Annotated in this window: 15 protein-coding genes; 7 read left to right on the top strand and 8 right to left on the bottom strand. The window is 66.4% G+C overall.

Annotation, left to right across the window (positions count from 1 at the left end):
• The 3 genes from AB0L82_RS04155 to AB0L82_RS04145 all read left to right on the top strand — a co-directional run bounded on the left by AB0L82_RS04155 (window position 1) and on the right by AB0L82_RS04145 (window position 1,846).
• Complete coding sequence (locus AB0L82_RS04155; protein ID WP_364630730.1) at window positions 1-831, top strand: ABC transporter permease; 831 nt, start codon at window positions 1-3, stop codon at window positions 829-831.
• A gap of 87 nt (window positions 832-918) precedes the next feature.
• Window positions 919-1,431, top strand: a complete 513-nt coding sequence (locus tag AB0L82_RS04150) for a peroxynitrite isomerase (protein WP_364630727.1) — start codon at window positions 919-921, stop codon at window positions 1,429-1,431.
• Between the two features lie 208 nt (window positions 1,432-1,639).
• Complete coding sequence (locus AB0L82_RS04145) at window positions 1,640-1,846, top strand: hypothetical protein (protein WP_364630725.1); 207 nt, start codon at window positions 1,640-1,642, stop codon at window positions 1,844-1,846.
• 40 nt (window positions 1,847-1,886) lie between these two features.
• Here the strand turns inward: AB0L82_RS04145 and AB0L82_RS04140 are convergent, their stop codons facing one another.
• The 3 genes from AB0L82_RS04140 to ispG form a co-directional block, all read right to left on the bottom strand.
• A complete protein-coding gene (locus AB0L82_RS04140) occupies window positions 1,887-3,674 on the bottom strand; it encodes a penicillin-binding transpeptidase domain-containing protein (protein ID WP_364630722.1) in 1,788 nt (595 codons plus the stop codon).
• A 95-nt stretch (window positions 3,675-3,769) separates the two neighbouring features.
• Window positions 3,770-4,633, bottom strand: a complete 864-nt coding sequence (locus tag AB0L82_RS04135) for a GNAT family N-acetyltransferase (protein WP_364630720.1) — start codon at window positions 4,631-4,633, stop codon at window positions 3,770-3,772.
• A gap of 69 nt (window positions 4,634-4,702) precedes the next feature.
• Entirely contained in the window at window positions 4,703-5,860 is a 1,158-nt protein-coding gene (gene ispG / locus AB0L82_RS04130; protein WP_364630717.1) for a flavodoxin-dependent (E)-4-hydroxy-3-methylbut-2-enyl-diphosphate synthase, read from the bottom strand.
• A gap of 183 nt (window positions 5,861-6,043) precedes the next feature.
• Between ispG and AB0L82_RS04125 the strand changes: the two genes are divergently transcribed.
• Window positions 6,044-6,721: an endonuclease V gene (locus AB0L82_RS04125; RefSeq protein ID WP_364630714.1), complete on the top strand. Its 678-nt coding sequence runs from the start codon at window positions 6,044-6,046 to the stop codon at window positions 6,719-6,721.
• Window positions 6,722-6,727: 6 nt separating this feature from the next.
• Here AB0L82_RS04125 and AB0L82_RS04120 read toward each other — a convergent pair whose 3' ends face one another.
• From AB0L82_RS04120 to dxr, 3 genes are all read right to left on the bottom strand, one after another.
• Window positions 6,728-8,377, bottom strand: coding sequence for a TerD family protein (locus AB0L82_RS04120; protein ID WP_364630711.1), 1,650 nt, complete (start codon window positions 8,375-8,377; stop codon window positions 6,728-6,730).
• A gap of 162 nt (window positions 8,378-8,539) precedes the next feature.
• Window positions 8,540-9,742 (bottom strand): M50 family metallopeptidase, encoded by a 1,203-nt coding sequence (locus AB0L82_RS04115; RefSeq protein WP_364630709.1) that lies wholly within the window; start codon window positions 9,740-9,742, stop codon window positions 8,540-8,542.
• Window positions 9,743-9,764: 22 nt separating this feature from the next.
• Window positions 9,765-10,949: a 1-deoxy-D-xylulose-5-phosphate reductoisomerase gene (dxr, locus tag AB0L82_RS04110; RefSeq protein ID WP_364630707.1), complete on the bottom strand. Its 1,185-nt coding sequence runs from the start codon at window positions 10,947-10,949 to the stop codon at window positions 9,765-9,767.
• A gap of 100 nt (window positions 10,950-11,049) precedes the next feature.
• Between dxr and AB0L82_RS04105 the strand changes: the two genes are divergently transcribed.
• Window positions 11,050-11,334: a DUF2631 domain-containing protein gene (locus AB0L82_RS04105; protein WP_364630704.1), complete on the top strand. Its 285-nt coding sequence runs from the start codon at window positions 11,050-11,052 to the stop codon at window positions 11,332-11,334.
• A gap of 123 nt (window positions 11,335-11,457) precedes the next feature.
• Window positions 11,458-11,766, top strand: coding sequence for a hypothetical protein (locus AB0L82_RS04100; protein ID WP_364630701.1), 309 nt, complete (start codon window positions 11,458-11,460; stop codon window positions 11,764-11,766).
• A 93-nt stretch (window positions 11,767-11,859) separates the two neighbouring features.
• Here AB0L82_RS04100 and AB0L82_RS04095 read toward each other — a convergent pair whose 3' ends face one another.
• Window positions 11,860-12,507, bottom strand: coding sequence for a hypothetical protein (locus tag AB0L82_RS04095; RefSeq protein WP_364630698.1), 648 nt, complete (start codon window positions 12,505-12,507; stop codon window positions 11,860-11,862).
• Window positions 12,508-12,765: 258 nt separating this feature from the next.
• Complete coding sequence (locus AB0L82_RS04090) at window positions 12,766-13,473, bottom strand: hypothetical protein (RefSeq protein WP_364630695.1); 708 nt, start codon at window positions 13,471-13,473, stop codon at window positions 12,766-12,768.
• 232 nt (window positions 13,474-13,705) lie between these two features.
• On the opposite strand from AB0L82_RS04090, the gene AB0L82_RS04085 reads away from it, so the two are divergent.
• Complete coding sequence (locus AB0L82_RS04085) at window positions 13,706-14,686, top strand: zinc-binding alcohol dehydrogenase family protein (RefSeq protein WP_364630692.1); 981 nt, start codon at window positions 13,706-13,708, stop codon at window positions 14,684-14,686.
• Window positions 14,687-14,688 lie beyond the last annotated feature (2 nt).

Genomic DNA, 14,688 nt, shown 5'->3' with positions numbered 1-14,688 from the left:
ATGTCCGTCGAAACCACCCTCGCCGAACGCGATACCACCGATTTCATCCGCGTCCGGGAAGCCTCGGTCCCGGCGCTGCTGCGGCACACCTGGATTCAGACCCAGCGCCTGCTGCTGCGCTGGGCACGCGATCCGATCACGCTGCTGGAGACGCTGATCGTGCCGTGCCTGCTGCTGCTCATGCTCAATATCGTTGTCGGCAGCCAGATTCAGAAGTTCTCCGGGCACAGCGCGCTGTACGGGTCCACCCCGATGGTGACACTGGTCGGCGCGCTGTCGGGCACCGTGGCCAGCGGCGTCATGCTCGGGCGTGAACGCGATGCCGGACTGCTCGCGCGGTTCTGGGTGCTGCCGGTGCATCGCGGGTCCGGGCTCGCGGCGCGAATTCTGGCCGAGGGCTGCCGCATCTTCTGCGGGACCATCATCATCATCGCGTTCGGCATGCTGCTCGGCTTCCGCTTCCACGAGGGTCCGCTGGCCGCGTTCGCGTTCCTGTGGCTGCCGGTGCTGTTCGGGCTGGCCTTCGCCACCATGGTCACCGCGATCGCGGTGTTCACGGCCAAATCCACCCTGGTCGAGGGCGTGGCGCTGCTGTCCTCGCTGCTGATGTTCTTCAGCACCGGCTTCGTCCCGCTGGGCGCGTACCCCAACTGGATTCAACCGGTGGTGCGCAATCAGCCGATGTCCGTGGCGGTGGACTCCATGCGCGCCCTGGCCGAGGGCGGCGCACTGGCCCGGCCGCTCCTGCTCACGGTGCTCTGGTCGGTCGGCATGATCATCGTCTTCGCCGTCCCCGCTGCCTACGGTTATCGCCGGGCAAGTCGCCGCTGAGCGGCGAAATGTCCTGATCCAGACCCCTTTCCGGAAATACCCGCGACCCGGCGCGCCGACCGGCAGCCGGAGCGGGCCCGGCGCACTATGCTGGCCGCCGTGCTCGAACCCCAATCACCCATCGCGCCCCACCCGGATATCGCACACCTCGCGCCACTGCTCGGCACCTGGCGCGGCCGCGGACAGGGTGAGTACCCGACGATCGAGACCTTCGATTATCTGGAGGAAGTGCACTTCGGCCATGTCGGCCGGCCCTTCCTCACCTATCGCCAGCGCACCCGCGCCGCCGACGGCAGCCGCCCGATGCACAGCGAGACCGGATACCTGCGCGCGCTGCCGGACGATCGGGTCGAACTGATCCTGGCGCATCCGACCGGTATCACCGAGATCTGCGAGGGCAGCCTGGTCGCCGATGACGAGGGCCTGCGCATCGAACTCGATTCGACGACCATCGGGCGCAGCTCCAGCGCCAAATCCGTGACGGCACTGGGCCGTAGCATCACCCTGGCCGGTGACACCCTGAGCTATACGCTGCGCATGGCGGCGGTCGAGCAACCGCTGCAGCATCATCTCGCGGCGACCATGCACCGGGAGAATTAACGGATTTCTTTCACGTCCAACATCACGGTGACCTGGCGCACTGTGTTTCGACAAGTGTGCGGGATCACTCTTACGGGTTGCGTCCTATATGTCCGCCGGATTACCGTTTCTGTCGGTGGCAAACAGTCAGCCAACCCTCATGAGCACCGGCTATCCGAAACTGACCGTTCGGGTGGCCAGACTCATCCCCTAAACAAGGGAGTTGGACATGAAACGTTCGGCACTCCTGCTACTCACCACCGCGGGCATGATCCTCACCGGAGCCGCGGTCACGGAAGTTCTCGGCGACGCCTCCACCGCCGGACCCCCCACCGGGCAGACGCTCGCCGCGCAGCGCTACGTCACCGATACCGCCCTGGGGGAGATTCAGCCATCCGCCTGCGTGCACATCGCGCCCACGCCGGCCGATCGCTGAGTCCGCCACACCGGCCGCTCGAATACCCCGTAGGCAGCGCTCAATACCCCGCGGGCAGGGCCGTGAGCATATCCCTGGTCACCGCCACCGCATTGTCGGAACTGCCACCGCGCACCACCAGCGTCGCGAACGCCATATCGCCGCGATAACCGATGAACCAGGCGTGTGAACCACCCTCCACCTCGGCCTCACCGGTTTTGCCGTAGACTTCGCCCTGATCGGCGATGCGCTCGGCGGTGCCACCGAGCACCACCTTGCGCATCATCAAACGCAGACCATTGATCACCTCCGGACTCAGTGCCGGGCGATCGCCCTTGATCTCGGTCGGATGATTCGAGATCAGATACGGCACCGGCGCCGCACCGTTCGCGACCGTGGCCGCCACCATGGCCAGGCCGAACGGGCTCACCAGCACCTTGCCCTGACCGATACCGTCCTCGGCGCGCTGCACCAGATCATCGTCCTGCGGCACCGAACCCGACACCGTGGGCAGACCCACCACGGTGTAGTCCGGGCCGATGCCCAGCGCGGCCGCCGCCGTGCGCAGATCCTGTCCGCCCAACTCCGAGGCGATCCGCGCGAACGCGGTATTGCAGGAGCGCTCGTAGGCGGTGGCCATCGGCACATCGCCGACGCTGAAGAGGTTGTAGTTGGGAATCGTGCGGTCCCCAACCACAATCTGACTCGGGCACGGCACCACGGTGTCCGGGGTGGCGTTGCCCGCGGTCATGGCGGCGGCCGCGGTGACCGTCTTGAAGGTCGAGCCCGGCGGATACAGACCCGAGGCTGCGACCGGACCGTCGGCATCGGCGGCCTCGTTCTGCGCGATGGCCAGAATCGCGCCCGTGGAGGGTTGCAGCACCACCATCATGGCCTGATCCTCGCGCAGGTCCACCGCCCGCTGCGCGGCATTCTGGATATTGCGATCCACGCTCAGCGAGAACGACGGCGAGGTCTGCGGTTCCACCTCCTTGAGCACATCGGTGTCACCGCCATTGGCGTTGACGGTCACCACATTCCAGCCCGCCTTACCGTCCACCTCGTCGATGACGGTCTTGCGGATCTGGGTGAGCAGATCGGGGGCGAAGGTGCGATCGGTGGGCACCAGATCCCACTGGCGGCCGAAGCTGACACCGGACAGACCGACCAGATCATTGCTCACCTGCTGGTACTCCCATTCCGAGAGCACCTCGACGGTGTAGCCGCCGTCGGCCTTGCGGGCGGCGGCGAGAATGCCCTCGGGGGTGAGGCGTTCGTCGAACTGCCGCAGGGCATTCGCCAGCGCGGCGCTCACCGCGACCGGGTTCGAGGACGCGCCACGATTGAACACCACGCGATAGACCGCGCCCGGCACCAGCACATCACTGCCGGAGCGCTCGTTCACCCTGGCCCGGGGCGCGGGGATGGAGCGCAATTGCAACGTTTGCGTATTGCCCAGCTGCGGATGGATATTCGCCGAGGTCCAGCGCACCGACCACTTGCCCTCACTGCGGCCCATCTGCAATTGGCCGCTGTAGGACCAGACGCGATCCTTGGGCAGATGCCACTCGTAGCTGTAGTCGACGGTGGCGGTGTCGCCGGTGACGCGGGTATCGCCGGTATGCGCGACGAGCTGTTCGGCCTGTAGCTGATCCCAGGCCGAATTCAGTGCGGGAGCGGCCTTTTCGGGCTGGCTGGTGAGGTCGGCGGCCGTGGCGACCTCATGCTCGGCGAAGGCTTGCAGGAAGGCGTCGGCGGTTTGCACCGGTCCCTGCGGACCCGACGAGCAACCCACCGCGGCAACCGAGATCGCGGCGGCGATCAGCATGGTGAAGACCCGTGTGGACATCGGCACAGATAGTAGAGCCAACTATCGGCAAACACGCTCGACACACTGGGGCCGAACAGTTTTCACTGAAACATCACAACATCACGGGGATCGGTTCAGTCGAGCAGCACTGTCGCGAATGTCGCGATCTGCCGGAAGCCGACCTTCGCGTAGGCACGGCGCGCGACCTCGTTGTAGCAGTTCACGTACAGACTCGCGGTACGACCGGACGCCACAACGACATTCGCGACCGCGGCCGTACCCGAGGTGCCGACGCCGATTCCGCGATGTTCGGGATGCACCCAGACACCCTGGATCTGCCCGGTGCGCCGCGACAGCGCGCCCACCTCGGCCTTGAAGACGACCTCACCGTCCTCGAAACGCGCCCAGGCCCGGCCGGATTCGATCAGGCCCGCCACCCGGCGGCGATAGCTGCGGCCACCGTCCCCGGCGCGCGGATCGACACCGATCTCCTCGGTGAACATGGCCACCGCGGCGACCAGATAGCGGTCCAACTCCTCCGGACGCACCCGTCGCACCCGGAGATCGGGCGCGACGGTCGCGGTCTTGTCCAGAGCCAGCAGCGGTTGATCGGCGCGCAATTCCCGCGCCGGACCCCAGTGCTCGCTGAGCTGCTCCCACAGCGGCAGCGCCAATTCGCGGCGGCCCACCACCGACGAGCACGCGCGCGGACCGCGCACCGCCCGCTCGGCGAAGGCCCGTAGATCGGCCCGGCCGCCGCGCAGCGGCACCAGATTCGCACCCGAGAAGCACAGCGAGGTACCCGGCCCGCCGCGACTCCACAGTTCGCCGTACGCGCCGCGGGAGTCGAGCCCGTACTCCTGGAGCCGGGCCGCCACCATGCAACTCGCCACCGGATCGGCGTCGAGGACGCGTAAAACCTGTGTCAGATCGCGGTTCGCGAGCTGTTGGGCTCCGGAGTTCTTGCTCCGGCGAGTCGGCTCCAGCACACTCCGCACGTTCACAGCCTGCCAGAACTTCTCAAAACGTGCCGCACTATCGCCGTTGGCCGCGCGTCGACCTGGGGTTTATCCGGCGCTGACGACGGGAGAACCGGTCCCGGCGGCCTCACCCATCTCCTCGGCGATGCGCATGGCCTCCTCGATCAGGGTCTCGACGATGAGGTGTTCGGGCACGGTCTTGATGACCTCGCCCTTGACGAAGATCTGACCGCGGCCATTACCGGAGGCCACACCCAGATCGGCCTCGCGGGCCTCACCCGGACCGTTCACGACACAGCCCATGACGGCCACGCGCAACGGCACTTCCATCCCCTCGAGGCCCGCGCTGACGGCGTTGGCCAGGGTGTAGACATCGACCTGGGCGCGACCGCAGGACGGGCAGGAGACGATCTCCAGCTTGCGCGGACGCAGGTTCAGCGATTGCAGAATCTGATCGCCGACCTTGATCTCCTCGGCCGGCGGGGCGGACAGCGAGACGCGAATGGTGTCGCCGATGCCCTCCGATAGCAGCGCACCGAACGCCACCGCGGACTTGATGGTGCCCTGGAAGGCCGGACCGGCCTCGGTGACACCGAGGTGCAGCGGGTAATCGGACTGCGCGGCCAGCTGGCGGTACGCCTCCACCATCACGACCGGGTCATTGTGCTTGACCGAGATCTTGATATTGCCGAAGCCGTGATCCTCGAACAGGCTGGCCTCCCACAGCGCCGACTCCACGAGGGCCTCGGGGGTGGCCTTGCCGTATTTCTCCAGCATGCGCTTATCCAGCGAACCGGCATTGACGCCGATGCGGATCGGGATGCCCGCGGCGGCGGCGGCCTTGGCGACCTCGCCGACGCGGCCGTCGAACTCCTTGATATTGCCCGGATTCACCCGTACCGCAGCACATCCCGCGTCGATGGCGGCGAAGATGTACTTGGGCTGGAAGTGGATATCGGCGATGACGGGAAGTTTCGACTTCTTGGCAATGATCGCGAGCGCGTCCGCGTCCTCCTGACGCGGGCACGCGACGCGCACGATGTCACAGCCGGACGCGGTGAGTTCCGCGATCTGCTGCAGGGTGGCGTTCACGTCGTGGGTTTTGGTGGTGGTCATGGACTGCACGGAAATCGGGAATTCGCTACCGACGCCGACCTTGCCCACCATCAACTGACGGGTCTTGCGCCGGGGCGCGAGGACTGCCGCGGGTGCGGCGGGCATCCCCAATGCGATGGCACTGCTCACGATCAGTTGCCTACTTTCGTCTTGTGCTCACCCGTTCCGGTCCCGAGCTTACCGAGGCACGGATACCGGTCGCCCTGTGACGGCGGCGACAAGGGTACCTGCGCCCGGGCAGCGGCTCGGATTCGGGCCGGGGCCTACAGGTTGTATTCGTTGCAGACGGCGAGAAGGTATACGTTTCGAAAAGTGAAGGTAGCGAACATCGATCCCTGGCCGCGTTCAGCCGAAGACGCGATGGCGCTGCAAGATCGACTGCGCGACCGGATCATCGCGAGCAACCCCGCAGCGCCGGACTTTCGCACGATCGCGGGACTGGATTCAGCCTACGACGATGACGGCAATGTGGTCGCGGCCATAGTCGTACTGGACGCGGAAACGTTGGAGACCGTGGCGACGGCGACCGCGCGGGGAACCACCGATTTTCCGTATGTTCCGGGCCTGCTGGCCTTCCGCGAATTGCCCACCACGCTGGAGGCGTTCGAAAACCTCGGTGTCACACCGGATCTCATTATCTGCGACAGTCAGGGGCTGGCGCATCCGCGACGATTCGGGTTCGCCTGCCATATCGGGCTGCTCGCCGGGATACCGACGCTCGGGGTGGCCAAGAACGCGTGGGGCGAATACGAGACGCCCGGGGGCGAACGCGGGTCGTGGACCGATATCCGCATCGACGGCGAGGTGGTGGGGCGGGCGCTGCGCACTCGCAGCAACGTCAAACCGGTATTCGTATCGGTGGGGCATCTCATCGATATCGACACCGCCTGCGCACAGGTGCTTTCACTCACACCCGAATTCCGGCAGCCCGAAACCACCCGGCGCGCGGACCGGCTGTGCCGTCAACTGCTCGGTGAGCTGACGGCCTGAACCCGGCTAGATGCGCGCACCCTTCTGCTGATTGCACTTGCGGCACAGGATCTGCAGGTTCTCCACACTTGTCGCCCCGCCCTGACTCCACGGGATGATGTGGTCGAACTCCAGGTACCGGTTGTCACCGCACTGCTGGCATCTGCCGCCGTCACGCTGCCAGACCCGGGCCTTGACATCCTGCGGGACCGCGCGCGAATCGCGCTGGCCCGGAGCCAGCACCAGGCGCTTGGCCACCCGCAGCGCACCCTCGAGCACCGCGGCCACGTACTCGGCGTCGGGGACACGATAGGTACCGCCGCCGCGCGCGGTGGTGGCCTGGATGACGACGGTGTCGTACTCGTGGCGAACGGCGACCATCTTGGCCCAGGACAATTCCACGCCCGCGCCGTCGCCGACGAAACGGAACTTCTTGCTACTGCCGATCAGACGGCCGGACGCCTGCTTGGGACCGCTGGCCAGATAGCGGATCTGCGTGGCGTTCACATCGAGGTAGAGCAACTCGTCGGCCTCCAGGTGCAAGTCCGGGCGCTCGACGCGCGGCAGGTCGCCGACCTTCACCTGGGTCAGCGCGCGCCCGCGCAGCATGCGCTGCCGCAGGCCCTCGATATGCTGCGCGGCCATGCCGAGGTCGGTGTATATCCGCAAGGTGGTGATGGTGCGCTCGAAATCCTCGAGTTCGCTCTGATCGATCTCACCGTCCGCGAAGGCGAAGGCCACCACGCGTTCGAGGTGGGCAATGGCCAGGGGCCGCAACGCTTCTCGTCCGGTGGACTCGTCGATGAGGTGGAAGCGCAGCATGGACCAGGCTTCGTCCCAGGCCGGGCCGCTCGGGCCGCCCGTGGCCAGCACCTGCCACACCCGACCGCGCCACGACTCCAGCAGACCGTTCACCTCCGCCTCACACCAGCGGCAGGCGGCCGGGCCGCCGCCACCGAAGCGCGGCACATGCCGGGGCCGCCCGCACCGGGGACAGGTGGCGGGATCGTCGACGGGGAAGGCCGGGCGGTAGTCCTCGGTCCACGCCGTACCACTCCACCAGCGGAGACGCGTGAGATCACCTGGGGCGGAATACCATCCGGCGGGCATATCAGGCACGGGCGGCGGCGGTGTGGGCGTCACGGGCGGCGGGCTGATCGCCTCCGCGGGGGCGGGTTCGTCGTCGACTTCGACGCCGAATTCCTCTGCGAGGCCGCGCAATCCGCTGCTCCAGCCCTGGCCGACGGCGCGGAATTTCCAGTCGCCGCCGCGACGATAGAACTCGCCGAGCACCATGGCGGTGACCGCGTCGGAGCCGTGCAGCGGGTAGCTGAGCAGGACGCCGCCGGTATCGCGGACGGTCAGGGTCAGGGCGTCGATATCCCGAAATGAGCCCTGCTCAACGGATCCCGCGATGACGACCTTGTGCACCGCCGGTTCGATGGCGGTGAGGGTCAGGCGCATGGTGGCGGTGCCCGAAGCGGCTTCCTCCAGCACCACCGCTCCCGAGGGATGCCGGGGCGCGTTGAAGAAGACGAAATCGTCGTTGCCCCGGATCTTTCCGCTCTCATCCAGCAGCAGGGCCTGCGGATCCACCTCGCGGCCCGAACCCCACCGCAGCACCAGCGATACCGCGGCCGAATTCACCGGCGCGTTCGCTCCACGCGTCAACTCCACGACGCAAACACCGTTCTCTCACGCAGACAATGTCGAGACATCCACTGCGCCAGGTACTTCGGTGAACGCTATCCCCACCCCGAGCTCAACGGCTGCCCCACGGCAACCTTACCGATAACGGGCGACAATGCCGTTCGGCCGCTACGCGATTGGCACGGACCGTCAGGGGAAGAGCTTGACCGGGTTGACGATATCGGCGACCAGGGTCAGCACCATGTACGCGCCGCCGATCACCACCACCACGTAGGTGGCGGGTAGCAGTTTGAGGTAATCCACCGGCGGCCCGTCAGGCAGGCCCTTGCGGCCGCGCAGCACATTGCGGATCTTCTCGTAGATGACGACCGCCATATGACCGCCGTCCAGGGGCAGCAGCGGCAGCAGGTTGAAGGCGCCGAGGAAGAAGTTCAGGCTCGCCAGGGTGAGCACGAACAGCGACCACAGCCCGTGTTCGGCGGTCTCGCCACCGATCTTGCTCGCGCCGTAGACCGAGACCGGGGTCTCCGGATCGCGTTCGCCGCCGGTGACCGCATGCCACAGATCGACCACCTTGGCGGGCATCTGCGCCAGCGATTGCACTGTGCGCAGCCCGATTTCACCGGTGAACGCGGCCGAGGCCGGAATGGCGGCGAGGAAGTCGTACTTCACCGGGAGGTAGATGTCATGGCCGACGCCGACCTTGCCGACGGTCTTGGGCGCGCCGTCCTTGGTCGGATAGATCACGGCCTGTTCGGGGGTGACCGGAATGCTGAGGGTCTTGCCGTCGCGCTCGATGGTGTAGGTGAACGGCCCGGTCTGCTTCTGCGTCTGGGCGCTGAAGTCCTCCCAGGTCTTGATCTTGGTGCCATTGACCGCGGTCACGATGTCACCGCGTTGCAGGCCCGCGCGCTGCGCCGGGCCCTCACCGGTGCAGGGCAGGTACTTCTGATCCGGCCCCTGGCTCTGCACGCAGTTCATCGCGCCCAGCTGGGTGGCGGGCGGCTGATCGAACCGCGGCAGTCCCCACACCACCGCGAGCAGCATGATGAGCAGGAAGCCGAGCAGGAAGTTCATCGCGATGCCGCCGGACATGACGACCAGGCGCTTCCAGGTCTTCTGCCGGTACATGGCCCGATCCAGATCCTCGGGCTCGAGCTCATCGAGGGCGGTCATACCGGCGATATCGCAGAAACCGCCCAGCGGCAACGCCTTCAGGCCGTATTCGGTCTCACCCCGGGTGGTGGACCAGATCTTCGGGCCGAAGCCGACGAAGTAGCGGCGCACCTTCATACCGGTCGCCTGCGCGGCCCACATGTGGCCGCATTCGTGCAGCGCGACCGACACGGTGATACCGAGTGCGAACAGTGCGAAGCCGATCGCGTAGACCATGCGGTACCGAACCCTCCTGCAGTCAGCCGCGCACGATCGTGCGCGCGGTTTCTCGCGCCCACGCATCGGCCGCGAGCACCTCGTCCAAGGTACTGGGTTCGGCGGTCCAGCGGTCGGCGGACTCCACGACCCGCGCGACCGTGCGCACGATCTCGGGGAATCGAATGAGCCCGTCGAGGAAGGCCTGCACGGCGATTTCATTGGCGGCGTTGTAGACCGCGGTCACGCAGCCGCCCGCGGTTCCGGCCCGCCGGGCCAGGTCGATGGCGGGGAAGACCTCATTGTCGACCGGTTCGAAAGTCCAGGTCGACGCGGTGGTCCAATCGCAGGCCGCGGCCGCGCCGGGCACTCGATCCGGCCAGCCCAGGGCCAGCGCGATGGGCAGTTTCATATCCGGCGGGCTGGCCTGGGCCAGGGTGGAACCGTCGCGGAAGGTGACCATGGAGTGCACGATCGACTGCGGGTGCACGGTGACCTCGATGCGGTCGTAGGGCACGCCGAACAGCAGATGGGTTTCGATCAGCTCCAGGCCCTTGTTGACCAGCGAGGCCGAATTCAGGGTGTTCATCGGACCCATGGACCAGGTCGGATGGGTCTTGGCCTCGGCCGGATTCACCGATTCCAGCATGTCCGCGGTCCAGCCGCGGAACGGGCCGCCCGAGGCGGTCAGCACCAGCTTGTCGACCTCGTCGGCGCGGCCGCCGCGCAGGCACTGCGCCAGCGCCGAATGCTCGGAATCGACGGGGACGATCTGGCCGGGCTTGGCGGCGCGGGTCACCAGCGAACCGCCCGCGACCAGTGATTCCTTATTGGCCAGTGCGAGCCGCCGACCCGAATGCAGGGTCTCCAGGGTGGGCTCCAAACCGAGCGAACCGACCAGGGCGTTCAGCACCACATCGGCGTCGGTGCGCCGCACCAATTCGGTCGCGGCATCCGGACCGGCCAGTGCCACACCGAGTTTCGCCGCCGCCGCCGCGTCCGCAACCGCCACATTGGTGGTGCCGGTGGCGGCGATCTGCTGTGCCAGCAATTCGGTATTGCCACCGCGCGCGGCCAAACCGACCACTTCGAACCGGTCGGGATTGGCGGCGATCACCTCCAGCGCCTGGGTACCGATCGAACCCGTGCTGCCCAGCAGCAGAACCTTCACAACGTCGGACACCCGCTTATTCTCTCCTGCCGCGTAATCGCCTGTCGCCTGCCCCATCCGGTGACATGCCGTATCCACCGCCACCCTGCTGGCTACGACACTGGGTCGTATGTCACGATATGAGCCAGCATTCGATTCGAGCCTATAAGGAGCGAAAGTGGCCGCAACGGAACTGGAATCCGTCCACAGCGCCGATGTCGTCACCAAGGTCGACACCGCCGAGGTTCCGTCCGCCGCATGGGGATGGAGCGGCGAATCGCGTCGTACCTTCCGCACCGCGGGCTGGGTCGTCATCGTGATCCTGCTCGGCATGCTCTTCGAGGGCCCGCAGGGCGCGTCCTCGGGCAGCGGCCACACCGGATACATCTTCCTGATCGCCTTCGCGGTGTTGCTGGCTGTCGTCCTGATTCGCGACTCGCTGCTGCAACGCAAGCCTCGCTAGCGTCTCACCTGCGCTAATACACAGCCTCGCAAAGATTTTCGCGGGGCTGTGATCTTTTCCTCCCGACCATCAGGCAAACTCGAGTTGGCAAACCCGCCACCGAAGTTTCCGGGAGTGAACTGTATGCGCAAGATTCTGCCCTCCACCCTGCTGGCCGTGTCGGCCGTCGGCGCCCTGCTGGTGCTGCCCGCCGGCACCGCCTCCGCCCAGTCCCCCGCCTGCGCGCAGGTGGCCGATGTGCTGGGTAGCGTGACGGCCCTCGGACCGGATCACGACCTGGAGGTCCGTGTCGCCGATCAGCTGCTGGCCATCCCGGCCGACGGCCAGGAGCGCACCGCCATCACCGAGTACGCCGATGCGCTCAAGAACGGTGATGCCGCCTCCATCGGCACCGCCACCATTCTGCTGAACGGTGTGTGCGCCAAGTCCTGATAATCGGACATCCGCAGCGGCTTCGGGCCGGATCGCTTGATGCGATCCGGCCCGAAGTCTGTTGTGCGTGAAGTTGTTTCGCTGATGCCGTGCTTACGGGGCCGAGATGCGGTTGAAGAAGCCGATGCCGACGCCGATCGCGGCCGGAACACCGGTCAGGATCAGGCCCGCGGCCGCACCCAGCGGGATACCGACCAGCGCACCGGCGAAGCAGCCGCCGATCCAGCCGGGCAGCAGCACCGGGGTGCCGAGGAACGCGCCGATGGCGCAACCGCCGACGCCGCCGATGAGGGTGCCGACCATGGTGCCGATGGCGGTGATGACCGCGAACTGCGAGGAGGCGGCCGACCAGGCCGAGTCCTGATCCGCCTGGCTGGCGACATTCTGCAGCGGCAGATCGGCCGGGTGGGCCGCGGCCGGATCCATATTCGGGGTCAATGTCGCGGTGTTGCCGTCGATCTGGGCCGCGATCGGGAAGGCCAGGCCGTCCTTGATGAAGTTCAGCGGGAAGGCGGTGACCAGGCCGCCCTGGGTGTCGCGCACCTGGAACTGATCACCCTCGGTGGTCAGCGAACCGATATCGGTCTTCAGGACCACCGACGCGCCTTCGATCTTGGCGTCGTAGTGGATGGCCGCTGCTTCCGGGGCGGCGTCGGCGGGGGCGGCATAGCTGGTGCCGGTGGTGATGCCGAGGGCCGCGATGGCCAGAGCGGAGGTGGCGGCGAACTTCTTGAAACGCATGACTTCTCGTCGCTTTCGTCGGGCGGGACCCCTGTCTTGGGGAGCAGGTCCTCGTCGAGCACCTGGTGAATAGAATGGTTTTTCTATGTTGCCGAGGTGTTGCCAAATCATGGCGATAATGGGTCGTCAAGCACGTTTTGGTTACGGTTCATGTTCAAACGGTCTTTTCAGGCCGTAATAAGCAAACTCTCAGTGCATAACAAAGGCCGGTACACATCCGAGGATGCGTACCGGCCGAGTGCCGCGGAGCGGGCTGTACTACTGGTTCGCGGGATCGTTGACGCGCTGGAAGAAGCCGATGGCGATGACGATCGCGGCCGGAACACCGGTCAGGACCAGGCCCGCGGCCGCACCCAGCGGAATGCCGATGAGCGCGCCCGCGACGCAACCACCCAGCCAGCCCGGCAGCAGAATCGGGGTGCCGAGGAACGCGCCGATCGCACAGCCGCCGATACCGCCGACCAGGGTGCCGATCAGCGTTCCGATAGCGGTGATGATGCCGAACTGCGCGCCCGCGGCACCTACGGCGTCATCGAACGCCTTCTGCTGGGTCGCCTGGTGAATCGGCAGATCGACCGGGCGCGCGGCGGCGGGATCCATATCCGGGGTCAGGGTCGCGCTCAGACCGTTGATGGCGGCCTTCAGCGGGTACTGCAGGCCATCCTTGATGAAACCGAGCGGGAAGGCCGCGACCAGGCCGCCGTGGTTGTCGAGCAGCTGGAACTGATCATTCTCGGTGGTCATCGCACCCGCGTCGGTGGTCAGCACGACCGAATCGCCCTCGATCGCGGCGTTCCAGTGAATGGCGGGCACCAGGCCGTCGACCGCGGAGTTGAGGCCCTCGACAATGTCCGAGGCGCCCGGGACCACCGGGGCGGGAGCGGGATCGGCGTGCACGGCTCCGGCGCTGATACCGAGGGCCGCGATAACCATGACCGATGTCGCGGCAAATTTGCTGAACTTCATCACTTCGTAGGCTTTCCTTGCTCGAACACTGACGGAGATTCGGATTCGGGCCAGATAACAAGCCCGCTAGTCAAGTGTCCAGGAATGAGTTACTGATAGGTAGCTAAGAAAGCGTATTGATAGCCGAACTCACTGAAACCGCGGTTGCGTGATCCCCTCCACAGCGGTGCCGCACCGATAGCATGTGGGGGCCCGGACCGATTCGCATTCGCTCGTGATCGAAAGGCGTCGAATGGCCGAGACCATGCGCGCGGTGGTGCTCGACGCACCCGGACCACCCGATGCGCTGCATATCCGGGACCTCCCCATCCCCGTTCCCGAAGCCGGACAGGTGCTGATCCGAGTCAAGGCGTTCGGGCTGAATCGCTCCGAACTGCACACGCGGCTCGGACTGGCCGACGGCGTGATCTTCCCGCGAGTGCTCGGTATCGAGGCCACGGGCGTCGTGGCGGAATGTCCCGGCGGCGAATTCGAACCCGGACAGCAGGTCGTGACGTTGATGGGCGGTATGGGCCGCACCTTCGACGGCGGCTATGCCGAATACACCTGCGTACCCGCCGCCCAGGTGATCCCGTTCCACAGTGATCTGCCCTGGGATGTGCTGGGCGCGGTGCCGGAGATGTTGCAGACCTCGTACGGTTCGCTCACCGTCGGATTGGATGCCAAGCGCGGCCAATCCATTCTGATTCGCGGCGGCACCTCCTCGATCGGCATGTGCACCGCGGTGCTGGCCAAACAGCGCGGTATGACCGTGCTGGCCACCACCCGCAATCCGGACAAGACCGAGGCGCTGCATCGGATCGGCGTCGACCACGTGATCCTGGACGACGGTGATATCGCCGCGCGGGTGCGCGAGCTCGTCGACGGCGGGGTGCACACCGCGCTGGAATTGATCGGGACGCCGACGCTGCCGGACACCTTGCGCGCCACCGCTTTCCACGGTGTCGTCTGTTTCACCGGCATGCTCTCCAACCAGTGGACGGTCGAGAACTTCTATCCCATCGGCTATCTGCCGCGCGGGGTCCGGCTCGCGGCCTACGGCGGCGAAGCCGGTGATCTGCCGCCGGAGGTGCTGCAATCGTTCCTGGACGCGGTGGCGCACGGCATCACCACGGTTCCCATCAGCGGTACCTTCACCCTCGATGAGATCCGGCAGGCGCATACGGTGATGGAATCCGGCACCGCCACGGGCAAACTCGTCGTCACCACCTGAAT

The sequence above is a fragment of the Nocardia sp. NPDC052001 genome (assembly GCF_040680615.1).
Classification (GTDB): Bacteria; Actinomycetota; Actinomycetes; order Mycobacteriales; family Mycobacteriaceae; genus Nocardia.
Note: the sequence above shows the minus strand (reverse complement) of the source record. Positions and strands in the feature narration are given on the sequence as shown.